This is a genomic window from Sandaracinobacteroides sp. A072, from assembly GCF_052616365.1.
Genome location: NZ_JBQXGU010000001.1, coordinates 679,080 through 702,709 on the forward strand (window position 1 = coordinate 679,080; position 23,630 = coordinate 702,709).

Sequence of the window (23,630 nt, forward strand, 5' to 3'; positions counted from 1 at the left end):
GTCTCCGGCCCTGCCGGAGATGAGTGACAATGCAGGTGCGTGACGGCGCCAGGGACTTTCTGGCGCGCCATGGCTGGGGTGCAGCCGACATCGCCCCGCTGGCGGGCGACGCCAGCTTCCGACGCTATTTCCGCGTGAATGATCGTGGCAGGCAGGCGGTGCTGATGGATGCGCCGCCCGCGCATGAGGATGTGCGCCCCTTCATCCGCATTGCCGATCTTCTGGTGGGGGCCGGCTTTTCAGCGCCGCGCATCCTCGCCGGGGATCTCGAGGCGGGCTTTCTGCTGATCGAGGATTTCGGCGACGATCTCGTCGGCCCGGTGCTGAAGGCGGAGCCGGGCCGCGAGGATGCTGTCTATGGGCTGGCCGTGCGCCTGCTGAACGAACTGCACCGCCTGCCGCCGCCGCTGGAGCTTGAGCCCTATGACCGTGCAACCCTTGCGCGCGAGGTGATGGTCTTTGCCGAATGGTATGGCCGGGCGGCCGGGCTGGACATCGACGAGAACGCCTATCTGGCCGCCTGGGACAAGGCATGGGCCGATGTGCTGGCAGAGACGGACAGGGCGCCCGTCGTCACCTTGCGCGACTATCATGCGGACAATCTGATGCTGCTGCCCGGCAGGCCGGGCATCCGGGGGCTTGGCCTTCTGGATTTCCAGGACGCGCTGGCGGGCCACCGGGCCTATGATCTTGTCTCATTGCTGCAGGATGCCCGGCGGGACGTGTCCCCCCGGATCGAGAAGCAGATGCTGGACCAGTATATGCTGGATGGCGGTGTCGATGACCGGGCGGCCTTCCGCACCGCCTATGAAGTGCTTGGCGCCCAGCGCAACGTGAAGATCCTGGGCGTCTTCGTCCGCCTGCGCGATCGTGATGGCCGCGCCGGCTATGTCGAGCGGCTGCCGCGTGTGTGGGCCTATCTCGACCGCAATTTCGCCCACCCGGCGCTTGCGCCCGTGAAGGCCTGGTTCGACGCGCATGTGCCGCAGGAGCGGCGGGCCGGCTGGTGCATGGAAGGGGCAGGGCGATGAGCGGCAGCGTCAGGTCAGAAGCGCCGTCCGCCGCGATGGTGCTGGCAGCCGGCCTCGGCCGGCGGATGCGGCCGCTGACCGCCACCCGGCCAAAGCCGCTCGTGCAGGTGGCGGGGCGCACGCTGCTCGATCGTGCGCTCGACACGCTGCGCGCCGGCGGAGTCCGGCAGGCCGTGGTGAATGTGCATTATATGGCCGACAGGCTGGAGGCGCATCTGGCGGCGAGGCCCTCAGGGCTCGACATCCGCATTTCCGATGAGCGCGCCGAGCTTCTGGAAACCGGCGGCGGAATCACCCGGGCGCTGCCGCTGATCGACGCGGACCCCTTCCTTGCCATCAACGCCGACAACATCTGGATCGACGGGCCGGTGGGCGCGGTGGAGCTGTTGGCCGGCCGCTGGAACCCGGACGAAATGGACGCGCTGCTGCTGATGATTCCGCTGGCGCGCGCCAATTGCCATCAGGGCCAGGGCGATTTCCACATGGACCCGGCAGGAAGGCTCATCCGCCGCCGGCCGGGCCGGGTTGCCCCCTTCGTCTTCACCGGCCTGCAGATGCTGTCGAAGCGGCTCTTCGAGGGCGAGACGCCCACCCCCTTTTCGATGAACCGCCTGTGGGACAAGGCCGCCGCCGAAGGCCGGCTTTATGGGGTGGTGCATCAGGGCCTGTGGTTCGATGTGGGCACCGCCGCCGCCGTGAAGCAGACGGAGATGCTGCTTGAGTGGCTCTGACCCTCGGGTCGGGCTGTTCACCATAGCGGCCTGGCGGCCGTTTGCCGACGATCTCGCCGCCGGCCTTCTGGCGCGCCATGCCGATCCGCTCGATCTGGCGCGCATGCTGGTCATCCTGCCCAGCCGCCGGGCGGTGCGGGCGCTTTCCGACGCCTTTGTCCGCCAGTCGGCCGGGAAGGCGCTGCTGCTTCCGCGCATGGCCCCGGCCGGTGACCTCGACGAGATGGCCGGGGACGCCTTCGCCACGGGCAGTTTCGCCGAAACGCTGGAAGGGCCAGCCGCCGGACGGCCTGACATGCCGGTTCTTGCCCGGCAGGTGGCTCTGGCGGCCATATTGTCCTCGGCGCGGCAGCTGCAAAGCCCCGAGGCGCTGGCGCTTGCCGCCCAGCTGGCCTCGGCGCTCGACACACTTGAGATCGAGGGGCGCTCTGCCGCCGAGCTGGCCGAGGCTGCGCCCGAAGGAGCGTTGCAGGCGCATTGGGAGGTCAATGCCCGCATCCTTGAAACCCTCTACCGCGCCTGGCCCGAGGTGCTGGAGGCGCGCGGCCTTCTGGATCCTGCCGCCCGGCGCAACCGGATGCTCGATGCGCTTGCCGCGCGCTGGGCTGCCTCTCCGCCGCCGCACGGGGTGGTGATGGCGGGCTTCGCCAGCGCGCCGCCAGCTGTCGCCCGGCTGGCGCGTGTGGTGGTGCGCATGCCGGGCAGCCTGCTGCTGCTGCCCGGGCTTGACCTTGCGCTCGACGAAGAAGTGGCAAGCCATATCCGCGAGGGGCTGGAAACCCACCCCCAATATGGAATGCTGGGCCTGATCCATGCCTGCGGGCTGGCGCTGGCGGAAGCGCGGCCCTGGCCCCATGTAGCGCCCGGCCATTCCGGCAGCCCGCCGGCGCGGGCAGCGCTTGTCTCGCTGGCCATGCACCCCCCCGCGCTGAGCGGCGCGCGGCTGGCCGCGCCAGAGGCCGAGGCGCTTTCCGGCCTGCGCATGGTGGAAGCAGCCCATCCGGCCGAAGAAGCGCTGGTGATCGCCCTTGCCCTGCGCAAGCTGGTGGAGCGCGAAGGCGCGACCGGCGCGCTGGTGACACCGGACAGGACACTCGCGCGGCGGGTGGTGGTGCAGTTGCGCCGCTTCGGCATCGATATCGACGACAGCGCAGGTGAGCCGCTTGCCGCGACCTGGCCGGGCAGCTTCCTTGTTGCGCTGGCGGCTGCTGCAGGAGAGGCCTTTGCCCCCGTTCGCCTGCTGGCGGCCCTGCAGCATCCGCTCGCCATGACAGGCGACGGCCGGCTTGGCTGGCTCAACCATGTGCGCGCGCTTGACAGGAAGGCCCTGCGCGGGCTGCGGCCGGCGCCGGGGCTGGCCGGTGTATCGGCCCGGCTTGCGTCTTCCGGACTTGCATCTTCAGAGCTGAAGGCAATCGCTGCCTGGTGGGAGGAGGAGGCAAGGCCGCTTCTGGCCCCGCTGGAGCCGCTGCCCGGCAATGCGGCCGCCCTCATGGACTGTCTGCGTGCAGTGGCTGAACGCCTTGCCGGCCCCGCCTTGTGGCAGGGGGAGGCTGGCGCCGCGCTTTCCGGGCTGTTCGATGCGCTGGAGGAATCGCGGCCCGATCTTTCGCGCCTGTCCGTGCGGCCGGAGGATGCCGCAGCCCTTGTGCAGGGCCTGATGGCGGGCCAGAGCGTGCGGCCGCGCTGGCGCCGCCATCCGCAACTGTCCATCTGGGGGCCACTGGAGGCGCGGCTGCAGACGGCGGATCTGATTGTCATGGGCGGGCTGAACGAGCAGGTGTGGCCCGGCGTTCCGGCACCCGATCCGTTTCTGGCGCCCGCAATCCGCCGCGTGCTCGGCCTGCCCGGCCTTGCCCGCCGCACGGGCATGCAGGCGCATGACTTCGCCATGGGCCTCGGCGCGCCCGAGGTGCTTCTCACCCGGTCGGCGCGGGAAGGCGGGGCGCCATCCGTCCCCTCGCGCTTCTGGCAGCGGCTTGCTGCCGCTGCCGGCGGCCTGCCCGATGAAGGCAGGCTTTCACCGCGCGGGCGCGGGCTGCTTTCCGCCGCGCGGGAGCTTGACCGCCCGGAAAGGCCTGTCCTCATCGACCGCCCGGCCCCCGCGCCCCCCGCCAGCCAGCGCCCGCGCCGGATGAGCGTGACCGAAGTGGCGACGCTGAAGGCCGACCCCTTCAGCTTTTACGCCCGCCACATGCTCAAGCTCAGGCAGCTGGACCCGCGCGATGCCGAGCCGACGGCGGGCGAGCGCGGGCGGGTGGTGCACGACATTCTGGAACGCTGGCTGAAGGAAGGCCACAGCGACATCGCCGCCCTCGATGGGCTGGTGGATGCGGAACTGGCGAAGCTGGGCGACCGGCCCGATCTTGCCGCCCTGTGGCGCCCGCGCGTGATGCGGATGGTGCGCTTCGTGCTCGACCGCCTGCGGGAGGATGACATCTGGACTCCGCTGGCGTGGGAGGAAAGCGGCGTGATGGAATGGCGGGGCGTGACCCTGAACGGCAGGGCTGATCGCATCGATTCCGCTGACGAAGGCCTGCGCATTGTCGATTACAAGACGGGCGGCGTGCCGGGCATCGCCGATGTGAAGACGCTGTGGCAGACGCAGCTGGCGCTTCTGGCCGCCATGGCCGAAGCGGGCGCCTTTCCGGGCGTGCCACCGGGCAAGGTGACGGACCTGCTCTATCTGAAGCTTTCGGGCGGCCAGTCCCCTGGTGAAGTCAGGCCGGCGCTGGGCAAGCGGGCCAGGCCCGCGGATGTTGAGGCGCACATCGCCGAAGCCGTCGCGGACTGGCGTGCGCTTGCCGGCAGCTATCTCCTGGGTGACCGGCCCTTCGAGGCGAAGCTCAACATGGCGCAGGCGCGCAACTGGGGCGATTATGATCTTCTCGCCCGTGTCGCGGAATGGCTGGGCCGGTGAGCGGGGCCGCTACCCGCAACGCCGGGGCCAGCCCTGTCCGAAAGGGGCCGCTCCGGCGCACGCCCGACCAGCTTCTGGCAGCCGACCCGGGCCGCCATGTCTGGGTGTCCGCTTCCGCCGGGACGGGCAAGACACAGGTGCTGACCGACCGCATGCTGCGCCTGATGCTGGCAGGCGCCGCACCCGACAGGATCCTGGCGCTGACCTACACGCGGGCGGCCGCCGCCGAAATGCAGAACCGGGTGACGGCGCGCCTTGGCGGCTGGATGACACTGGATGATGCAGCCCTTGCAGCGGAGCTTGAAGCGCTTGGCTGCGCTCCCTCACCGCAGATGCTGGGCCGTGCCCGGTCGCTTTTCGCGCTTGCGCTCGATGTGCCCGGCGGCCTGAAGGTGCAGACCATCCATGCCTTTGCCCAGGGGCTTCTCGCAGCCTTCCCGCTGGAAGCCGGCCTGCCGCCGGGCTTCACCGCGCTTGACGAGCGCGACAGCCGCCAGCTTCGCCAGCAGGCGCTGGCCGAGGCCATCACCGAGGCGCAGCGCGCGGGCGATGTGGCCTGGCTCGAGGATCTGGCCGAGCTTTCCGTGATGAAGGGGGAGGGCGGAGTGATGCAGGCGCTGGGCTGCATGATCGCCCATGCCGAGGGAATGGAAGCCCTTCCCGCCGAACCGGGTATTGCCCTTGCCGTGCGCCAGTTCCTTGGCGTGCCGCCCGATGCCATGCCGGGGGATGCGCGTCGCGATGGCGCTGCGCCCGGCGGCCCGCTTGACCCGCTGCTTGCCGGCATTGCCGAGGCCATGGAACACTGGGGGGCAAAAACGGGCCTTGCCATTGCGGATGCGGCCCGCACCTGGCTGAAGGCCGATGCCCGGCAGCGTATCGACGCATGGGACATGGCGCGCGGCGTTGTGCTGAAGAAGGATGGCGCTCCGCTGAAGCATGGCCATGCGGTGAAGAAGGACCCAGCGCTTCAGGGCCTTCTCGATGCGGCGGTGGCGCATGTGCTGGCCATCGAGGATGCCGAACGGCGGCTGCTGGCGGCGGATATCGGGGCGCGGGCGCTTCGGGGCGGGGCGCGGGTGGTGGCGCGCTACCAGCGGTTGAAGCGCGCGGCGGTCGCCATCGATTATGACGACATGATCGCCCGCACCGCCCGGCTGCTGGGGCCGGCAGGGCTGCCCAACTATGTCGGCTGGAAGCTCGACAGCCGGTTCGACCATGTGCTGGTGGACGAGGCGCAGGATACCAACGCCCGCCAGTGGGCCATCATCGGCCGGCTGGTGGAAGACTATTTCGACAGCGCCAGCGAACGCCATCGCAGCCTGTTCGTGGTGGGCGACCACAAGCAGGCGATCTATGGGTTCCAGGGCACCGACCCGGAATTGTTCGAAGCCGAGGCGAAGCGGATCGTGCCGCTGGCCGAGGCCGCCGGCAGCCCGCTGGCCCTGGTCCCGCTTGACCGCTCCTTCCGTTCCGGCCCGGCGGTTCTCGATTTCGTCAATGCCTTCATCGACGCCGTGACGCCCGCAGCCCTTGGCATGACGGGCGCACAGGCGCCGCATCTGAGCAGCCGCGCCGAAGCGCCGGGCGAAGTGGTGCTGTGGCCGGCGCTGACGCCGCCCGAAACGGAAGCCGGGGGCGATGATGGCGAAGCCGCAGGCGATGACGCAGAAGACGCCGGCGATTCCGGCACCGAGGCCGCCGACCGGCGCATGGCGCGGGTGCTGGCCAGCCAGATCGCTGCATGGCTGGAGCCGGGCAACCCCGAGAGGCTGTGGCTGCCTGCCCATGGCCGCCATGCCAATGCCGGCGACATATTGGTGCTGGTGCGCAAGCGCAGCCAGCTGATGGGCGGGCTGGTCGCGGCGCTGCATGGCGAGGGCGTGCCTGTTGCCGGGGTGGACCGGCTGTTGCTGACCGAGCCCTATGCCGTGCTCGACCTGCTGGCCCTGGTGCGCTTTGCGGTGCAGCCGGAAGATGACCTGAACCTTGCCTGCCTTCTGGTTTCCCCCTTCCTAGGCTGGACCCATGAGGCGGTGCGCGCCCTGTCAGGCAACCGTCCGGCCGACCTGTGGGCGGCGCTGGGCCGCGCGGCGGCCGGTGGCGGCGCGGCCGCCGAAGCGCGCGCGCTGCTCAACACGGTGCTGGCGCTGGCGGATACGGCCGGGCCTTATGATTTTCTCGACACCATATTGTCCGGCCCCATCCGCGGGCGTCGGCGGCTTCTGGAACGGCTTGGCCCGGAAGCCGGTGACCCGATAGACGAACTGCTTTCGCAGGCGCTTGCCTATGAAGTGCGGCACCCGCCTTCGCTCGCTGCATTCCTGGCCTGGGTGGAGGCTGACGGTTCGGACGTGAAGCGTGATGCCGACGGCCCTTCAGACAAGGTGCGGCTGATGACGGTTCATGGCGCCAAGGGGCTGGAAGCTCCGGTGGTGGTTCTGGCCGATACCGCCCACCAGCGGCAGAAGAGCCGCGAGGGCTGGCTGCCCGTGCGGCTGCCCGGCGCTTCCGGGGATGTGCCCCTGTTCCACGCCCGCACGGCCGACATGCCCGAGGCCCTCATCGCCCTGCGCGACAGGCGCGACGCCCGTGCCGCCGAGGAGGATCTGCGCCTGCTCTATGTGGCGCTGACCCGGGCTGCCGATCATCTCTACATCGGCGGTGCTGTCGGCCCACGGGGGGCAACGGTGCTTGGCACCGACAAGGACGAAAGCTGGTACGGCCGGCTGCGGCCATTGTTCGACAGCCTGCCGGGCGCGGAGCCTGCCGGCTGCGCGGCCTGGGCGGAATGGGGCACGGCGCTGCGCATCCGGCGCGGCGAATGGACTGCGCCACGCGACCCCACCCTGGCCGATGTGCGGGCCGAAGGCAGCGGCCACGCCATACGCGATGATGTCGTGGTCACGCCGGCCCCGCCGCCTGCCCGTCCGCCGCGCCCGCTCACCCCTTCGGCCATGCCGGACGCGCCGGCCACTGGCCCGGCGACTCCGGCGCTCAGGGATGCGGCGCGGCGCGGGCGGCTCTTGCACAGGCTTTTCGAGCGCCTGCCCGATGTTGCGCCCGATCGGCGCGAGGCCGTTGCCCTGGGCTGGCTGCAAGGGCAGGGCGCCACGGCAGCCGAAGCGGCCGCCATGTTTGCCGAGGCGCAGGTGATCCTTTCCATGCCGGCGCTGCAGCCGCTGTTCGGGCCGCGATCGCTGGCCGAGGCGCCCGTTGCCGGGCTCGTCGGGGATCAGGTGATCGCCGGCACGGTCGACCGGCTGCTGGTCGAGGATGACCGGATCCTGGTCCTAGATTTCAAGACGGGGTTGTCGGTTCCGGCGGATGAGAATGCGGTGCCCCTTGCCTACCGGCGGCAGATGGCGGCTTATTGCGCCGTCTTGCGCCAGGCCTTTCCCGGCCGGCGGGTGGAGGCGCAGCTGCTCTACACCGCCGGGCCGCGCCTCTTCATTTTGAAGGCGGCGGGGCTGGAGGGCCTGTTGCCGCTTGATTGATGGACGCGGGGGGCTATCTCTTCGAGGATAGCAAGGAGATACCATGGCTACCGTCAAAGTGACCGATGCGTCGTTCGAAACCGACGTGCTGAAGAGCGACCTGCCGGTCGTAGTGGATTTCTGGGCGGAATGGTGCGGCCCGTGCCGCATGATCGGCCCGGCGCTCGAAGAGATTTCCGACGAGCTTTCCGGCAAGGTCGTCATTGCCAAGATCAATATCGACGATGAACCCGAATGGGCCGGCAAGTTCAATGTCCGCTCCATTCCCACCATGATGCTGTTCCGCGCCGGCGCGCTTGTGGATACCAAGCTTGGCGCCGAGCCGAAGAGCAACCTGAAGAAATGGATCGAAGGCGCGATCGCCTGATCCGCTGAGGGCCCGGTGCCGCCCCGCCGCAAGGCGGGGCGGGGGCTTCACAACCCAGAATGCGTGGGTGCGTGGGCTTCAGGCAGGCCGCAGGATCTGCCCGGTGCGCGGGAAATGCACCACGACATCGCCTGTTTCCAGGTCATTACGCCTGATGGCGATGTGCCGGTCGTCCAGCCTGAGGAGGCGGCCTGAGACTGGCGCGTCCTGGCACCCTTCCTGCGAGACGGCCACAGCCTGCCCCGCCGTGAAGCCGCTGGCCGGATCCACTGCTTCGCCCATGTCGGGCGTTGCGGCTTTTGCCGCTGCGATGGCGGCTTCCGCATCCATTTCCCGTGGGGCGCCATGGCCGATGGCGGCGACGCGGGCCACCCACTGGCCGACATGCGCGTGCCGCTTCCCGATCGCCGACACATCGCCGCCGGTCGACAGGCCCTGGAACCAGACGAGCTGATATTGCGCCAGGTCGCCATGGCCTGGCCTGTCCCCGCCGAGGAAGGCGCGGCCATCGGAGAGGGCGGCATCGAGATTGGCCAGATGGGCGTGGAACTGGGCCTTCAGGTGGGGCACCATGGTCTTCAGCGCCTCGGGCTTCATGCCGAAGCGGCTTTCGCGATCCTTCCAGAAATCCTCCATCCCCTCGACCGGCATGTCGCCCAGCGCCGCGCCCACGGCGCCGAAGAAGACAGGGCCTTGCGCCTGGGCCGCCAGCAGGCGGTGCAGCTTGCCGGCAGGCGCCGGAAACAGCGATGGCTCGGGGCTTGCGGCCTCGATCGCGTCTATGATGGCGGTCGTGTCACAGAAGATGTCGGCGCCGATCTGGAGCACCGGCGTGCGGGCATATCCGCCGGTCAGCACCGCAAGGCGCGGCTTGGGCAGCATCGACGGAATGATGACCGACCCCCATTCGAGGCCCTTGAGGCCAAGGGCGAGGCGGATCACTTCCGCCCAGGGCGACATGGGATAGTGGTGCAGGATGATCATGCGGGCAGCCTTTCGGATAGTTTTTCAGCCTGGACCCAAATTTGCTTGCGGGATACCTGCTGAAATGCATTGATAAATTTGCAACATGATTAACAAAATAATTTAAACTTTCATTAATGAGTCCATCCCGGAAGTGTCATTGACCGGATGGCATTTGTCCCCTCACCCAAACAGAGGGGACAAAACCATGATGCGTTCAAGACTTCTCGTTGCAACTACCCTTGTCGCAGCTTCCGCCTCGGCGCAGGCTGCTTCCTTCCTTCCCTATTTCACGCCTGAGCCGGCGCAGATGAAGGTCGAATCCGGCTGGACGATAACCGGTCTCGTGACCGTCGGCGAAACCCTGCCAAACGGTTATCAGCCGGTCGGAATCATGGATGGCATCGGCGCCTACAGCCTCGATGGCAAAACCATCCGGGCCTTCGTGAACCATGAACTCGCCGGTTCGCGCGGCTATGCCTACAGCCTTTCGAACGGCACCAGCCTGACCGGGGCACGGGTTTCCTATTTCGACATCGACAAGAAGACGCTCGGTGTCGTCAATGCCGGACAGGCCATCAGCAGCATCATCGACCGCTTCGGAACCGAAGTGACCGATTCGGCCCAGATCGGCGGCGGTCTCAATCGCCTGTGCTCGTCCGTGCTGGTGGAGCGCCATCAGTTCGGTCAGGGTCGCGGCCTCACCGACCGTCTCTATCTTTCGGGCGAGGAAACGTCGAATGGCTCGGCTTTCGCGCTCGATCCGGAAACCGGCACGATGCATGCCGTGCCGTGGCTCGGCCGCGCCGCTCTATCTCTATGTCGGTGAAAAGCAGACCAATGGCGGCATCCTGGAGCGTAACGGCCTTGTCGGCGGCAAGCTCTACGCCTGGAAGTCCGATGCGGGTGATGCGGACCCCCGCACGTTCAACGGCGCCAATGGTGACACGCGCGGCGGAACCTGGGTCGAACTGACCGTCCGCGATGCCTCCAAGGCCGGCGAGCCGGGCTATGATGCGCAGGGCTTCGCCGATCAGGCGACGCTGAAGGCGGAAGCCGCCGAAAAGGGCGCCTTCCTCTTCTCCCGTCCGGAAGACGTGGCCGTCAATCCGGAGAACGGCCAGCTGATCGCCTTCGCGTCGACCGGCCTCTCCAGCTTCGCGGATGGCGCCGATACCTGGGGCACGCTCTACACCATTGCCTTCGATTTCGACGCGGAAGGCAACCCCGTGTCCGGCCAGACAACCATTGTCTACAATGGCAATACGGACCCGACCTATGCCCTGCGCAGCCCCGACAACCTGGACTGGGCGGGCGCTGACAAGATCATGGTGCAGGAAGACCGTTCCGCGGACTGGGCATCTGTCGCCAGCATCAACCCGAATGAATCCAGCCTGCTGGAAGTCGGGCTCGACGGTTCGGTGACCCGTGTCGCCACGATCGACCGTACCGCCGTTCCGGCAGGACAGGTGGACAGCGATCCGCTGGACGTGGGCGACTGGGAGAATTCCGGTATCGTCGACATCTCGGCCCTTCTCGGCCTTGACGCCGGCACCGCCTTCCTCGGCGATGTGCAGGCCCACAGCATCAAGCTGGGCAATGGCGCGCTCGTCGAGGGCGGCCAGCTGTTCCTGCTGCGTGCCGGCGCCGTGCCGGAACCGGCCAGCTGGGCGATGATGATCATGGGCTTCGGTGTCATCGGCATGGCGGCGCGCCGTCGCCGGGCTCTCGTCAGCGCCTGAACCGCGCCGGCAAGAGCTGCAAAAGGAAGGGGTCGCCCAGCCATGGCCGGGCGGCCCCTTTTCCTTGCGGCATGAGCTTTCCCGACGCTGCCGGGCGCGGCTGCGGCCCTTCAGCCTGACCCTGTCAGCTGCGGTAGTCGGCGTTGATCGAGATGTAGCCGTGGGTGAGGTCGCAGGTCCAGACGGTCGCCCGCCCGTCGCCCAGCTTCAGGTCCACCGCGATGTCCACGTCCTGGCCGGCAAGATGGGCCGCCACGGGCGCTTCGTCATAGCCGGCCAGCACCATGCCGTTCGCCGCCACCTCGATGCCGCCGAAGCGGATCGACAGGCGGTCGCGCTCGGCCGGTTCGCCAGCCTTGCCCACGGCCATCACCACCCGGCCCCAGTTGGCGTCGCCGCCGGCGATCGCGGTCTTTACCAGTGGCGAATTGGCGATGGACATGGCGATGCGCCGGGCGCTTTCGTCGGATGCCGCGCCCGAGACGCGGACTTCGATGAAACGGCTGGCGCCTTCGCCGTCGCGCACGACAAGCTGGGCGAGTTCGCGGCAGAGATCCTCGAGCGCCGCGACAAGGGCCTGGGCGCCTGCATCCTCCATCGATTCCAGCCTCGTGTTTCCGGCCGCCCCTGTCGCGAAGGCGAGCACCGTGTCCGAGGTGGAGGTGTCGCCATCGACGGTGATGCAGGAAAATGTGCGGCCATTGGCATCGGCCAGCATCTGCTGCAGCAGCGGCGCGGCGATGGCGGCATCCGTCACCACATAGCCCAGCATGGTCGCCATGTCGGGGGCGATCATCCCCGATCCCTTGATGAAGCCGGCAAGGCGGACGCGGGTTTCGCCAAGCATCGCTTCGCGGAAGGCGGCCTTGGGGAAGGTGTCGGTCGTGCCGATGGCCTGTGTAACGTCGAGCCAGCTTGCCGTGCCGAGCGCGGCATGGGCCGCCCGTGCGCCGGCTTCGGCCTTGTCGGCCGGAAGCGGCACGCCGATGACACCGGTGGAGCTGGCGAACACCTCTTCCGCCGTGCAGCCGACGAGGCGCGCAACCTCGGCCACCTGCCGCCGGTTCGCTTCGGCCCCCGCAGCGCCGGTGAAGGCATTGCTGTTGCCGGCGTTCACCACCAGTGCACGCGCCTGCCCGCGCGGCAGATGGCGGCGGCACAGCTCCACTTCCGGCGAGGCGCATTTCGAGCGGGTCGTGACCCCGGCGACCGTCGTGCCCGGATCAAAGACGAGGAGCGTGACATCGGCACGCGCCCAGGGCTTGTATCCGGCCGTCGCCGTTCCCCGGCGGCAGCCGGGGATTTCGGGCATCTCGGGGAAGGGGCGGGCAAGGGGGGAGATCGCGTGTGTCATCGGGCCTCTGGCTGTGGTTCGCAACACTCCTTAAACATCCTTTTTCCCCTGTGCGAGAGGGCGGCGGATCAGGGTTCGGGCGTGTCGCCTTGATTGACTTCGAACGGGCTGGTTCCTATGTCCCGGCGGTCATGATGGCGGGGAAACCTTCCTTCCGCCCGGTTTTCGTGAAGGCACTCAATGCTCGGCTTGAACAAGGTCGCCAAGGCCATTTTCGGTTCATCCAACGACCGGTATGTGAAGTCTCTTCAGCCGCTCATCCGCCAGATCAACGCGCTGGAGCCAAAATACGAAGCCCTTTCGGATTCTGAGCTGCAGGACCAGACGCGCCTGTTCCGCGAGAGGCTGGCCAATGGCGAAAAGCTGGACGCGCTTCTGCCCGAAGCCTTCGCCACCGTGCGCGAGGCCTCGAAGCGGGTTCTCGGCATGCGCCACTTCGATGTGCAGCTTATCGGCGGCATCGTCCTGCACCGCGGCGAAATCGCCGAAATGCGCACCGGCGAAGGCAAGACGCTCGTCGCGACGCTGGCCACCTATCTCAACGCCCTTCCCGGCAAGGGCGTCCATGTCGTGACTGTGAACGACTATCTCGCCAGCCGCGATGCCGAATGGATGGGCCAGCTCTATCGCTGGCTGGGGCTGACCGTGGGCGTCATCGTGCCCAACCTGCACGACATCCAGCGCCGCGATGCCTATGCCGCCGACATCACCTACGGCACCAACAATGAATTCGGCTTCGACTATCTGCGCGACAACATGAAGTATGAGCGCTCGCAGATGGTGCAGCGCGCCTTCAACCACGCCATCGTCGACGAGGTGGACTCGATCCTGATCGACGAGGCGCGCACCCCCCTCATCATTTCCGGCCCGACCGACGACAAGAGCGAACTCTACATCCTGGTCGACAGGATCGTGAAGACCTTCCAGCCCGACCATTATGAGCGGGATGAGAAGGCGAAATCCGTGATCCTGACGGAAGATGGCACCGAATTTGCCGAGCGCGCGCTGGAAACGGCAGGGCTGCTCGAGGGCGCCAATCTCTATGACTTCGAGAACACGCAGGTGGTCCACCACCTGAACCAGGCCCTGCGCGCCAACATGATGTTCCGTCGTGATACCGACTATATCGTGCGCGATGGCAAGGTCGTCATCATCGACGAGTTCACCGGGCGCATGATGGAAGGTCGCCGCTGGTCGGATGGCCTGCACCAGGCGGTGGAAGCCAAGGAGGGGGTGGACATCCAGCCCGAGAACCAGACACTGGCTTCCATCACCTTCCAGAATTATTTCCGCCTCTACCCGAAACTTTCGGGCATGACGGGCACGGCTTCGACGGAAGCCGGCGAATTCTTCGACATCTACAAGCTGAACGTGGTGGAAATTCCCACCAACCTTCCGGTGCAGCGCAAGGATGATCAGGACCAGTTCTACAAGAACGAAGCCGACAAGTTCGCCGCCATCGTCAAGGCGATCGGCGCAGCGGCGGCCAATGGCCAGCCGGTGCTCGTGGGCACGGTGTCGATCGAGAAGTCCGAGGCGCTTTCAAACTTCCTGACCAGGGAAGGGGTGAAGCATTCGGTTCTGAACGCCCGCTACCACGAGCAGGAAGCCCATATCGTGGCCCAGGCGGGGCGGCTTGGCGCCGTGACCATCGCCACCAACATGGCCGGCCGCGGCACGGACATCCAGCTTGGCGGCAATGTCGAATTCCGTATCGAGGACGAGCTTTCGGGCGTGCCCGAAGGCCCCGAGCGTGACCGGCGCATCGCCGCCATCAGGGCCGAGGTGCAGGCCGAACGCGAGAAGGTGCGCGAGGCGGGCGGCCTGTTCGTGCTTGGCACCGAGCGGCACGAGAGCCGGCGGATCGACAACCAGCTGCGCGGCCGGTCCGGCCGGCAGGGCGACCCGGGTCTCAGCCGCTTCTATCTCAGCCTCGACGACGACCTGCTGCGGATCTTCGGCCAGCAGAACCTGCTGCACCGCGTGATGCATTCCGGCCTCGAGGATGGAGAGGCCATCGTCCACCCCTGGATCTCGAAGGCCATCGAGACCGCCCAGAAGAAGGTGGAAGCCCGCAACTACGACATCCGCAAGCAGCTGCTGCAGTATGACGATGTCATGAACGACCAGCGCAAGGTCGTCTATGAGCAGCGCGCCGACGTCATGGATGCCGAAAAGGTCTCCGATATCGTGGTCGAGTTCCGCCGCGATACCGTCGAGGACATTGTCGAACGCTTCGCCCCGCCCGGAACCTATCCCGAGCAGTGGGACATCGAGGGCATGGGCATGGAAATTGCCACCACCCTCAACCTGGAGGTGCCGCTGGCCGACTGGGTGAAGGAAGAAGCGGTCGATCAGGAAATCTTCGTCGATCGTCTCGTCGCGCTTGTCGACGAGAAGATGGACGGCAAGCAGAAGGGCATTCCGGAAGAAAACTGGGTGCAGATGGAAAAGAACTTCCTTCTGCAAAGCCTCGACCATCACTGGAAGGAGCATCTGGCGACGCTCGATGCGCTGCGCCAGGTCGTGCACCTGCGCGCCTATGCCCAGAAGCAGCCGCTGAACGAATACAAGGCCGAGGCCTTCCAGCTTTTCGAGCGGATGCTGCGGCTGGTGCGCGAGGATGTGACTCGGATGCTGGCCTTTGCCGAATTCCGCATGCCCGAACCCATGCCCATGCCCGACCTTCCGGATTTCCTGAAGCTGGAAGGGGGACCGCTTCCTTCGGAACAGCCGGAAAACAGGATCCAGCCGCTTCCCGGTTTCGGGATCGGCACGCCGGCAGCACCCGGCATCTTCGCCATGGGGGATCCGCTTTCCCCGGACGAGGTGGAATCGGCACGTGCCGTCGCCGGTCAGTTCGGTCCGGATTTCGTGGCCGAGGATCCCGAGACCTGGCAGCGCAGCGTTCCGCGCAACGCCCAGTGCCCCTGCGGCTCCGGCAGCCGGTTCAAGCACTGCCACGGCCTGAACGGCTGAGGCCGGGCTGAGGCCCATGCATCCCGCCGGCCCCCGTGCCGGCGGAAGCGCCTTTCAGAGAATCCTGTCAGCTCTTGCGGATGACGGTGAAGAGAAGGGCGAGCCAGCCCAGCATCATCGCCGTGCCGCCCAGCGGCGCCACGGCGGCAAGACCACGCGGCAGGCCGAGGGCCAGCGCGTAGAGCGCACCCGCGAAAGCGAGGCTGCCAAGGCCGAGCGCCCAGCCGCCCGCCGCCATCAAGGGGCGCATGGGCTTTCCACCGCCCAGCGCAACGAGCGCGAGCAGCGCGGCTGCATGCGGCAGCTGGAACTGTGCGCCTGTCTCGACCCATGCCCGGGCCTGCGCATCGGCAAGGCCATGCGCCCCGAAGGCGCCGAAGCCCACGGCCATGAGGCCATTCAATGCGGCAAGCGCGAGCAGAAGAGATGTGGCTGACATGCAACCGACAATGCGCCAGATGCGCTTGGCGGGAAAGAGGGGAGTGCAGCTTTCCCCCAATCAGAGGAAGAGGGTGCAAGCCGCCCGCCGCCGGCCTATGGGGGCAGGCAGGGCAGGCATGCCACGCAAGCATTTTCGCAGCCGGCTACCGGCAGGCACATGAGGGAGGAACAGATGGCACTGGTCGAAGTCGCGGTTTCTGAAGGGATCGCCACCGTCACGCTCAACCGGCCCGACGCGATGAACGCGCTGTCAAAGGCGCTGCGCGCGGAACTGGCCGATGTGATGAAGCGCATGGACGAGGATGATGCTGTCCGCGTCGTCATCCTTACAGGGGCTGGCGAACGCGCCTTCACCGCCGGGCTGGACCTGAAGGAACTGGGCTCGGATGCCACGGCCATGGGCGATGCCACGGGCACGACGCCGCTTGCCAACCCGGTCAAGGCCATCGAGCAGTGCCGCAAGCCCGTCATCGGCGCGATCAATGGTGTCGCCATCACCGGCGGCTTCGAAGTGGCGCTGGCCTGCGACGTGCTTATCGCATCGGAGAACGCCCGCTTTGCCGATACGCACGCCCGTGTCGGGATCATGCCGGGTTGGGGGCTTTCGCAGAAGCTGAGCCGGCTGATCGGCATCAATCGCGCCAAGGAGCTTTCGCTTTCGGGCAATTTCCTCGACGCCAGGACGGCAGAGGCCTGGGGGCTGGTGAACCGGGTGGTGCCGGCCGGTGAGCTTCTCGAAAGCGCCCGCAGGCTCGCGGCCGACATGGCGACCATCGATCCCGGTTTCTCCGCTGCCTACAAGAAGCTGATCGACGACGGTTTCGCGACGAATTTCGGAGCCGCCCTGGCGCTCGAGACGGAGCGGTCTGCCAGCGCCAACAGCGCCGTCACGCCGGACGAGGTTGCACGGCGGCGCGAAGCGGTGCAGGCCCGGGGCCGTCAGCAGTAGGAAGGCCTTGCCCGTGAAACCAGCCCTGATCATCGCAGCACTCATTGTCTCCGCCCCTGTCGCGGCGGAGAGCGTGCTGATCACCGCCGACCGCATGGTCGACGTGCTGGGCGGGCGCATGGTGGAAAAACCGGCCATCCTTGTCGAGGATGGCCGCATCACCAGGGTTGGAACGCAGGCGGATGTGACATTGCCCGATGGCGGCCACATCGACCTGCAGGGCCTGACCCTGGTGCCCGGCTTCATCGACATGCATGTCCACCTGACGACGGACCCGGCGATGCCGCCGATGGAGGCCTTTGTCCGGACGGACAATTACTGGACCCTCGTCGGGGCCGCAAACGCCGGCAGGATGCTGGAAACGGGCTTCACCACGGTTCGCAACGTCGGTTCGGAGAATTTCGACGACGTGGCGCTGAAGCAGGCGATCGAGGATGGCCGCATCCGGGGTCCGCGGATCGTGCCGGGGGCCTATTCGCTCGGCGCGACAGGCGGGCATTGTGACAGCACTTTCCTGCCGCCCAGTTTCAACGCCCGGTCGCGCGGGGTGGCTGATGGTGTCGAGGCATTGCGCGCGAAGGTTCGCGAGATCCGCAAATATGGGGCGGAGGTCATCAAGGTCTGTGCGACGGGCGGGGTGTTCAGCCGCAACACCGAAGTCGGCCAGCAGCAATTGCGCGAGGAAGAGCTGAAGGCCATCGCCGACGAGGCGCGGATGTGGGGCCTGCGCAGCGCGGCCCATGCCCATGGCGCTTCCGGTATCAAGGCGGCCATTCGCGCCGGGATCACCACGATCGAGCATGCCAGTCTGATCGACGACGAGGGCATCCGCCTGGCGAAGGTCAATGGCACCTATCTTTCAATGGACATCTACAACACCGATTACACGCAGGCAGAAGGCGCGCGGAACGGCGTTCTGGAGGATAATCTGCGCAAGGACCGCGAAGTGGCCGATGTGCAGCGCGAAGGATTCCGCAAGGCCAGCGCCGCCGGCGTGAAGATGCTGTTCGGATCGGATGCCGGCGTCATGCCGCACGACCAGGCAGTGCGCCAGTTTGCGGTCATGGTGCGCTACGGCATGAGCCCGCTGCAGGCGCTGCGCGCTGCCACGAGCACGGCGGCCGAGGCGCTGAACCGCGAGAAGGATCTCGGGGCAATCGCACCGGGCCGCCTTGCCGACATGGTGGCGGTCGAGGGGGATCCGCTTGCCGATGTCACTGCGCTCGAACGGGCGCGGGCTGTTCTGAAAGGTGGCGCACTGGTGGTTGACCGGCGCTGATTCGCGCAAGGCCTGGCAAGATAGGGCGGGCCAGACCCGGGTTCATGTCTGCCCGGGCCGTTTCTCGCGGGTTCATGTCTGCCCGGGCCGTTTCTCGATTGCATCCAGCAGTTCCATCTGGACGGAGCGCGCTTCTGCCAGACGGTCCCATTCGCGCTGGATGAGATGATCGATCTTTTCGTGCAGCATGCGGATTTCGAGCTCGGCCTTCAGGTTGACCTGATAATCGCTGCGCGCCCGCATGCGGTCCCGTTCTTCCTGCCGGCGCTGGCTCATCATGATGATGGGTGCCTGCACGGCCGCCAGTGTCGACAGCAGGAGGTTGAGGAGAATGAACGGGAACGGATCATAGGCCTCCTTGCCGCCGGCATGATTGAGGATCATCCAGAAGGTGATGAAGGCCGCGAAGGTAATGAGGAAAGCCCAGCTGCCGCCGAAGCGGGCAAGCAGGTCAGCCGCATGGTCGCCCAGGGACAGCGTTCGCGCATAATCCTTCTCAACATTTTCGACCATCATCTCCTGGTCTGCGATGGCGCGCACGATTTCGGCGTCCAGTTCGCTGAAGGCGCCACGCTCCGTCCGCAACAGCTGCTCGACATATCGGCCCCGATAGCGGTTGACTGTCTGCAAGGCGATGAGCGCGTCGTCGGCCAGGCCGGGATGATCGTTCCGGATCATGTCGGCAATGGCGGGGCGAAGCGACCCGAGGTGCACGAGCGCGTGGCGGGATACTTCCTTGCCGGTGATGGCTTCGCGCGCGATCCGGGCGCTTCTGTGAGGCTTTGAAGACATGCAGAACACTCATGCACGAGCTTTGCGCCGGTGCGAAGCCTGTTGACGCGCTATCGTGCCGGGGGTATGGGCCGCGCTCGCTCCCGGGTGCTTTCCGGTCATGCCGGCTGATCACGCGGGGCGGGTGAACAAAGGAACGACAGACCCATCCGTGCGCGTGGGAGCCCGATTGCGGGCTCGCTCGCGCTTATGCCGTGGACATGCTGCCCGCAAGGCTGGCGACCAGGGGCGGAAGGGTTCTGGAGTAGGCAGTGCCGGTACGGCAGTGTCGAACAGCAGGAAGATGCGAACACCGTATGCCGACGATCAACCAATTGATTCGCAAGGGCCGCGAGCCACAGAAGGCGCGCAACAAGGTGCCTGCGATGGAAGCATGCCCGCAGAAGCGCGGCGTGTGCACCCGCGTGTACACCACCACCCCGAAGAAGCCGAACTCGGCGCTCCGCAAGGTCGCCAAGATCCGTCTTACCAACGGCTTCGAGGTGATCGGCTACATCCCCGGTGAAGGCCATAACCTGCAGGAGCACTCGGTCGTGCTGATTCGCGGCGGCCGCGTGAAGGATTTGCCCGGCGTGCGCTATCACGTGCTGCGCGGCGTCCTCGATACGCAGGGTGTCAAGAACCGTAAGCAATCGCGCTCGAAGTACGGCGCGAAGCGTCCGAAGTAAGGGGAGGCCAGAACCATGTCCCGTCGTCGTCGCCCCGAAAAGCGCGAAATCCTGCCCGATCCCCGTTTCGGCGATCAGGTGCTCACCAAATTCATGAACCTCGTGATGTATCAGGGGAAGAAGTCGGTCGCCGAAACGATCGTCTATTCCGCCCTCGACACCATCGAGGCCCGCGCCAAGCGTGAGCCGCTCGGCGTCTTCCATGAAGCCCTTGCGAACGTGCGTCCGCTCGTCGAAGTCCGGTCCCGCCGGGTCGGTGGCGCCACCTACCAGGTGCCCGTCGAAGTCCGCCCCGAGCGTGCGCAGGCGCTTGCCATCCGCTGGCTGATCGCATCGGCCCGCAACCGGCCCGAGAAGACCATGTCGGCCCGTCTGTCCGCCGAACTGATGGAGGCGGCGAACAATCGCGGCTCCGCAGTGAAGAAGCGGGAAGATACGCACAAGATGGCCGAAGCCAACCGCGCATTCTCGCACTATCGCTGGTAACGGCGACAGCGCGAGAAGCACGACCAGTCAACCGAAGCACAGCTCTCGGAGTATAACATGCCCCGCTCTAACCCGCTCGAAAAGTATCGCAATATCGGCATCATGGCGCACATCGATGCCGGCAAGACGACCACGACCGAGCGGATCCTCTATTACACCGGCAAGTCCTACAAGATCGGCGAAACGCATGAAGGCACGGCGACGATGGACTGGATGGAGCAGGAGCAGGAGCGGGGCATCACCATTACCTCCGCTGCGACGACCTGTTTCTGGAATGACCACCGGATCAACATCATCGATACGCCCGGTCACGTGGACTTCACCATCGAGGTGGAGCGCTCGCTGCGCGTTCTCGATGGCGCCATCACCTGCTTCGATGGCGTTGCCGGCGTCGAGCCGCAGTCCGAGACCGTGTGGCGCCAGGCGGACAAGTACAAGGTTCCGCGCATGTGCTACGTCAACAAGCTTGACCGCACCGGCGCGAACTTCGGTCGCTGTGTCCAGATGATCAAGGACCGTCTCGGCGCCCGCCCGGCCGTCCTCTACCTGCCCGTCGGCATCGAGAGCGACTTCAAGGGCATGGTGGACCTTGTCCACAACCGCGCGATCATCTGGCTCGAGGAATCCCTTGGTGCCAAGTTCGAATATCGCGACATTCCCGAGGACATGAAGGACGAGGCCGCTGCTGCCCGCAGCGAGCTCATCGAACTCGCCGTCGAGCAGGACGAGGCCGTCATGGAGGCCTATCTTGAAGGCCAGGAGCCGGATGTCGACACGCTGAAGAGGCTGATCCGCAAGGGAACGCTTGCGTTCGACTTCGTGCCGGTGCTCTGCGGCTCCTCGTTCAAGAACAAGGGCGTTCAGCCGCTCCTCGATGCAGTCATCGACTATCTGCCGAGCCCGCTCGACATTCCGCCGGTCCAGGGCATCAAGCCCGACACCGAGGAAGTCGACAGCCGCGAGACGAGCGACGAAGCGCCTTTCTCGGCGCTTGCGTTCAAGATCATGACCGACCCCTTCGTCGGAACGCTGACCTTCGCCCGCATCTATTCGGGCAAGCTCGAGGCGGGCACGAGCGTGCTCAACTCCGTGAAGGACAAGCGCGAGAAGATCGGCCGCATGCTGCTCATGCATGCGAACAACCGCGAAGACATCAAGGAAGCCTATGCCGGCGATATTGTCGCGCTGGTCGGCCTGAAGGACACGACCACCGGCGACACGCTCTGCACGCCGATGAAGCCGATCATTCTCGAGCGGATGGAATTCCCCGAGCCCGTGATCGAAGTGGCTGTCGAGCCGAAGACCAAGGCCGACCAGGAAAAGATGGGCATCGCTCTGAACCGTCTGGCGCAGGAGGATCCATCCTTCCGGGTCAACTCCGACATCGAGAGCGGCCAGACGATCATCAAGGGCATGGGTGAACTTCACCTTGAAATCCTTGTCGATCGCATGAAGCGCGAGTTCAAGGTCGAGGCCAATGTCGGCGCGCCGCAGGTGGCTTACCGTGAATCGCTCGCCCGCAAGGTCGAGGTCGATTACACCCACAAGAAGCAGTCGGGCGGCTCGGGTCAGTTCGGCCGTATCAAGATCGTGGTGGAACCCGGTGAACGGGGCTCGGGCGTCGTCTTTGTCGACGAAGTAAAGGGTGGAAACGTTCCCAAGGAATATATCCCCGCCGTCGAGAAGGGTATCAGGGAAGTCGCGGACAGCGGCTCCATGATCGGCTTCCCGATCATCGACTTCACCGCAACGCTCGTTGACGGCGCCTATCACGACGTCGACTCCTCGGCCCTGGCGTTCGAAATCACCGGCCGTGGCGCGATGCGCGAAGCTGCCACCAAGGCTGGCATCAAGCTGCTCGAGCCGATCATGAAGGTCGAGGTTGTCACCCCCGAGGATTACATGGGTGATTGCATCGGCGACCTGAACAGTCGCCGTGGCCAGATCCAGGGCACCGACACCCGCGGCAACGCGCAGGTGATCGAAGCCATGGTGCCGCTGGCGAACATGTTCGGTTATGTGAACCAGCTCCGCTCCATGACGCAGGGCAGGGCACAGTATACGATGCAGTTCAGCCACTATGACGAAGTGCCTGCGAACGTGGCCGAAGAAGTGAAGGCGAAGCTCGCCTGAGCTTTGGCTGCAACACAAGCAAAACCTGGAAACGCAAAGAGGAACCAAAATGGCGAAGGCGAAGTTTGAGCGGAACAAACCGCACTGCAACATCGGCACCATCGGTCACGTCGACCATGGCAAGACCTCGCTGACGGCGGCCATCACCAAGGTGCTGGCTGAAACCGGCGGCGCCACGTTCGTTGACTATGCGAACATCGACAAGGCCCCGGAAGAGCGTGAGCGCGGCATCACCATCTCGACGTCGCACGTCGAGTATGAAACCGACCAGCGCCACTATGCGCACGTCGACTGCCCCGGCCACGCCGACTATGTGAAGAACATGATCACCGGTGCCGCGCAGATGGACGGTGCAATCCTCGTCGTGTCCGCGACCGACGGCCCGATGCCGCAGACCCGCGAGCACATCCTGCTTGCCCGTCAGGTCGGCGTGCCGGCTCTCGTCGTGTTCATGAACAAGGTCGACCAGGTCGATGACCCGGAAATCCTCGAACTCGTCGAGCTTGAAATCCGCGAACTGCTGTCGAAGTATGAATTCCCGGGCGATGACATTCCGATCATCAAGGGTTCGGCCCTGATGGCTCTGGAAGACAAGAACCCGGAAATCGGCCGCGACGCCGTCCTCGAGCTGATGAAGGCCGTGGACGAGTACATCCCGCAGCCGGAGCGCCCGCTCGACAAGCCGTTCCTGATGCCGATCGAAGACGTGTTCTCGATCTCGGGCCGCGGCACCGTCGTTACCGGCCGTGTCGAGACCGGCATCATCAAGGTTGGCGAGGAAGTCGAGATCGTCGGCATCAAGGACACGGTGAAGACTGTCTGCACCGGCGTCGAAATGTTCCGCAAGCTGCTTGATCAGGGTCAGGCCGGCGACAACATCGGCGCCCTGCTGCGCGGCACGAAGCGTGAAGACGTCGAGCGCGGCCAGGTGCTTTGCAAGCCCGGCTCGATCAAGCCGCACACCGAGTTCAAGGCCGAAGTCTACGTGCTGTCGAAGGATGAAGGTGGCCGTCATACGCCGTTCTTCGCCAACTACCGTCCGCAGTTCTACTTCCGTACCACGGACGTCACCGGCACTGTCGAACTGCCGGAAGGCACGGAGATGGTCATGCCTGGCGACAACGTCACGCTCGGTGTGAAGCTGATCGCACCGATCGCCATGGACCAGGGCCTGCGCTTCGCCATCCGCGAAGGTGGCCGGACCGTCGGCGCAGGGGTTGTCGCGTCGATCATTAAGTAGTAAGGCACCACTCCCGCCCGGCCGGTGATTCGTCGCTGGCCGGGCGGGATGTTTTTTG

18 protein-coding genes are annotated in these 23,630 nt (G+C 66.2%); 14 read left to right on the plus strand and 4 right to left on the minus strand.

Features of this window, described 5'->3' with window-relative positions; genetic code table 11:
- Positions 1-35: 35 nt before the first annotated feature.
- The 5 genes from ACUJ46_RS03270 to trxA are packed head-to-tail and all read left to right on the plus strand — an operon-like array spanning position 36 to position 8,546.
- On the plus strand, positions 36-1,031 hold the full coding sequence (locus ACUJ46_RS03270) for an aminoglycoside phosphotransferase family protein (RefSeq protein WP_445389010.1): 996 nt from the start codon (positions 36-38) through the stop codon (positions 1,029-1,031).
- Positions 1,028-1,762, plus strand: a complete 735-nt coding sequence (locus ACUJ46_RS03275; protein ID WP_445389011.1) for a nucleotidyltransferase family protein — start codon at positions 1,028-1,030, stop codon at positions 1,760-1,762. The genes ACUJ46_RS03270 and ACUJ46_RS03275 overlap by 4 nt, the downstream gene beginning before the upstream one ends.
- The gene (addB, locus tag ACUJ46_RS03280) at positions 1,749-4,682 is read left to right on the plus strand and encodes a double-strand break repair protein AddB (protein ID WP_445389012.1); all 2,934 of its coding nucleotides are present in this window, start codon (positions 1,749-1,751) and stop codon (positions 4,680-4,682) included. The genes ACUJ46_RS03275 and addB overlap by 14 nt, the downstream gene beginning before the upstream one ends.
- Entirely contained in the window at positions 4,679-8,179 is a 3,501-nt protein-coding gene (addA, locus tag ACUJ46_RS03285; RefSeq protein WP_445389013.1) for a double-strand break repair helicase AddA, read from the plus strand. The genes addB and addA overlap by 4 nt, the downstream gene beginning before the upstream one ends.
- Before the next feature lie 43 nt (positions 8,180-8,222).
- Positions 8,223-8,546 (plus strand): thioredoxin, encoded by a 324-nt coding sequence (gene trxA / locus ACUJ46_RS03290; RefSeq protein ID WP_445389014.1) that lies wholly within the window; start codon positions 8,223-8,225, stop codon positions 8,544-8,546.
- Positions 8,547-8,624: 78 nt separating this feature from the next.
- On the opposite strand, the gene ACUJ46_RS03295 is transcribed toward trxA, so the two are convergent.
- A complete protein-coding gene (locus ACUJ46_RS03295; RefSeq protein ID WP_445389015.1) occupies positions 8,625-9,530 on the minus strand; it encodes a glutathione S-transferase family protein in 906 nt (301 codons plus the stop codon).
- 187 nt (positions 9,531-9,717) lie between these two features.
- On the opposite strand from ACUJ46_RS03295, the gene ACUJ46_RS03300 reads away from it, so the two are divergent.
- Together ACUJ46_RS03300 and ACUJ46_RS03305 are read left to right on the plus strand one after the other, a co-directional pair.
- Positions 9,718-10,338, plus strand: a complete 621-nt coding sequence (locus tag ACUJ46_RS03300) for a hypothetical protein (RefSeq protein ID WP_445389016.1) — start codon at positions 9,718-9,720, stop codon at positions 10,336-10,338.
- Positions 10,292-11,251, plus strand: coding sequence for a PEPxxWA-CTERM sorting domain-containing protein (locus ACUJ46_RS03305; RefSeq protein ID WP_445389017.1), 960 nt, complete (start codon positions 10,292-10,294; stop codon positions 11,249-11,251). Before ACUJ46_RS03300 ends, ACUJ46_RS03305 begins: the two co-directional genes overlap by 47 nt.
- A gap of 124 nt (positions 11,252-11,375) precedes the next feature.
- Here ACUJ46_RS03305 and argJ read toward each other — a convergent pair whose 3' ends face one another.
- Complete coding sequence (gene argJ / locus ACUJ46_RS03310) at positions 11,376-12,605, minus strand: bifunctional glutamate N-acetyltransferase/amino-acid acetyltransferase ArgJ (RefSeq protein WP_445389018.1); 1,230 nt, start codon at positions 12,603-12,605, stop codon at positions 11,376-11,378.
- A 180-nt stretch (positions 12,606-12,785) separates the two neighbouring features.
- On the opposite strand from argJ, the gene secA reads away from it, so the two are divergent.
- On the plus strand, positions 12,786-15,584 hold the full coding sequence (gene secA / locus ACUJ46_RS03315; RefSeq protein WP_445389019.1) for a preprotein translocase subunit SecA: 2,799 nt from the start codon (positions 12,786-12,788) through the stop codon (positions 15,582-15,584).
- Positions 15,585-15,651: 67 nt separating this feature from the next.
- Here the strand turns inward: secA and ACUJ46_RS03320 are convergent, their stop codons facing one another.
- Positions 15,652-16,023, minus strand: coding sequence for a DUF423 domain-containing protein (locus ACUJ46_RS03320; protein ID WP_445389020.1), 372 nt, complete (start codon positions 16,021-16,023; stop codon positions 15,652-15,654).
- A gap of 174 nt (positions 16,024-16,197) precedes the next feature.
- Between ACUJ46_RS03320 and ACUJ46_RS03325 the strand changes: the two genes are divergently transcribed.
- Positions 16,198-16,974, plus strand: a complete 777-nt coding sequence (locus ACUJ46_RS03325) for an enoyl-CoA hydratase (protein WP_445389021.1) — start codon at positions 16,198-16,200, stop codon at positions 16,972-16,974.
- Between the two features lie 13 nt (positions 16,975-16,987).
- Entirely contained in the window at positions 16,988-18,253 is a 1,266-nt protein-coding gene (locus ACUJ46_RS03330; RefSeq protein ID WP_445389022.1) for a Xaa-Pro dipeptidase, read from the plus strand.
- Between the two features lie 72 nt (positions 18,254-18,325).
- On the opposite strand, the gene ACUJ46_RS03335 is transcribed toward ACUJ46_RS03330, so the two are convergent.
- A complete protein-coding gene (locus ACUJ46_RS03335; RefSeq protein ID WP_445389023.1) occupies positions 18,326-19,045 on the minus strand; it encodes a DUF1003 domain-containing protein in 720 nt (239 codons plus the stop codon).
- A gap of 296 nt (positions 19,046-19,341) precedes the next feature.
- On the opposite strand from ACUJ46_RS03335, the gene rpsL reads away from it, so the two are divergent.
- The 4 genes from rpsL to tuf are packed head-to-tail and all read left to right on the plus strand — an operon-like array spanning position 19,342 to position 23,572.
- Positions 19,342-19,713, plus strand: a complete 372-nt coding sequence (gene rpsL / locus ACUJ46_RS03340) for a 30S ribosomal protein S12 (RefSeq protein WP_152577498.1) — start codon at positions 19,342-19,344, stop codon at positions 19,711-19,713.
- A gap of 15 nt (positions 19,714-19,728) precedes the next feature.
- Positions 19,729-20,199 carry a 30S ribosomal protein S7 gene (gene rpsG, locus ACUJ46_RS03345; RefSeq protein ID WP_445389024.1) on the plus strand — a complete coding sequence of 157 codons (471 nt, stop codon included), beginning with the start codon at positions 19,729-19,731 and terminating at the stop codon, positions 20,197-20,199.
- 57 nt (positions 20,200-20,256) lie between these two features.
- Positions 20,257-22,332, plus strand: a complete 2,076-nt coding sequence (gene fusA, locus ACUJ46_RS03350; RefSeq protein ID WP_445389025.1) for an elongation factor G — start codon at positions 20,257-20,259, stop codon at positions 22,330-22,332.
- 49 nt (positions 22,333-22,381) lie between these two features.
- On the plus strand, positions 22,382-23,572 hold the full coding sequence (gene tuf / locus ACUJ46_RS03355) for an elongation factor Tu (RefSeq protein ID WP_445389026.1): 1,191 nt from the start codon (positions 22,382-22,384) through the stop codon (positions 23,570-23,572).
- Positions 23,573-23,630: the final 58 nt, after the last annotated feature.

Coding starts and splice junctions, on each gene's coding strand:
- ACUJ46_RS03275 (WP_445389011.1), top strand. CDS start 1,028: ATGAGCGGCAGCGTCAGGTCAGAAGCGCCGTCCGCCGCGATGGTGCTG.
- trxA (WP_445389014.1), top strand. CDS start 8,223: ATGGCTACCGTCAAAGTGACCGATGCGTCGTTCGAAACCGACGTGCTG.
- ACUJ46_RS03295 (WP_445389015.1), bottom strand. CDS start 9,530: ATGATCATCCTGCACCACTATCCCATGTCGCCCTGGGCGGAAGTGATC.
- ACUJ46_RS03300 (WP_445389016.1), top strand. CDS start 9,718: ATGATGCGTTCAAGACTTCTCGTTGCAACTACCCTTGTCGCAGCTTCC.
- ACUJ46_RS03305 (WP_445389017.1), top strand. CDS start 10,292: ATGCCGTGCCGTGGCTCGGCCGCGCCGCTCTATCTCTATGTCGGTGAA.
- argJ (WP_445389018.1), bottom strand. CDS start 12,605: ATGACACACGCGATCTCCCCCCTTGCCCGCCCCTTCCCCGAGATGCCC.
- secA (WP_445389019.1), top strand. CDS start 12,786: ATGCTCGGCTTGAACAAGGTCGCCAAGGCCATTTTCGGTTCATCCAAC.
- ACUJ46_RS03320 (WP_445389020.1), bottom strand. CDS start 16,023: ATGTCAGCCACATCTCTTCTGCTCGCGCTTGCCGCATTGAATGGCCTC.
- ACUJ46_RS03325 (WP_445389021.1), top strand. CDS start 16,198: ATGGCACTGGTCGAAGTCGCGGTTTCTGAAGGGATCGCCACCGTCACG.
- ACUJ46_RS03335 (WP_445389023.1), bottom strand. CDS start 19,045: ATGTCTTCAAAGCCTCACAGAAGCGCCCGGATCGCGCGCGAAGCCATC.
- rpsL (WP_152577498.1), top strand. CDS start 19,342: ATGCCGACGATCAACCAATTGATTCGCAAGGGCCGCGAGCCACAGAAG.
- rpsG (WP_445389024.1), top strand. CDS start 19,729: ATGTCCCGTCGTCGTCGCCCCGAAAAGCGCGAAATCCTGCCCGATCCC.
- fusA (WP_445389025.1), top strand. CDS start 20,257: ATGCCCCGCTCTAACCCGCTCGAAAAGTATCGCAATATCGGCATCATG.
- tuf (WP_445389026.1), top strand. CDS start 22,382: ATGGCGAAGGCGAAGTTTGAGCGGAACAAACCGCACTGCAACATCGGC.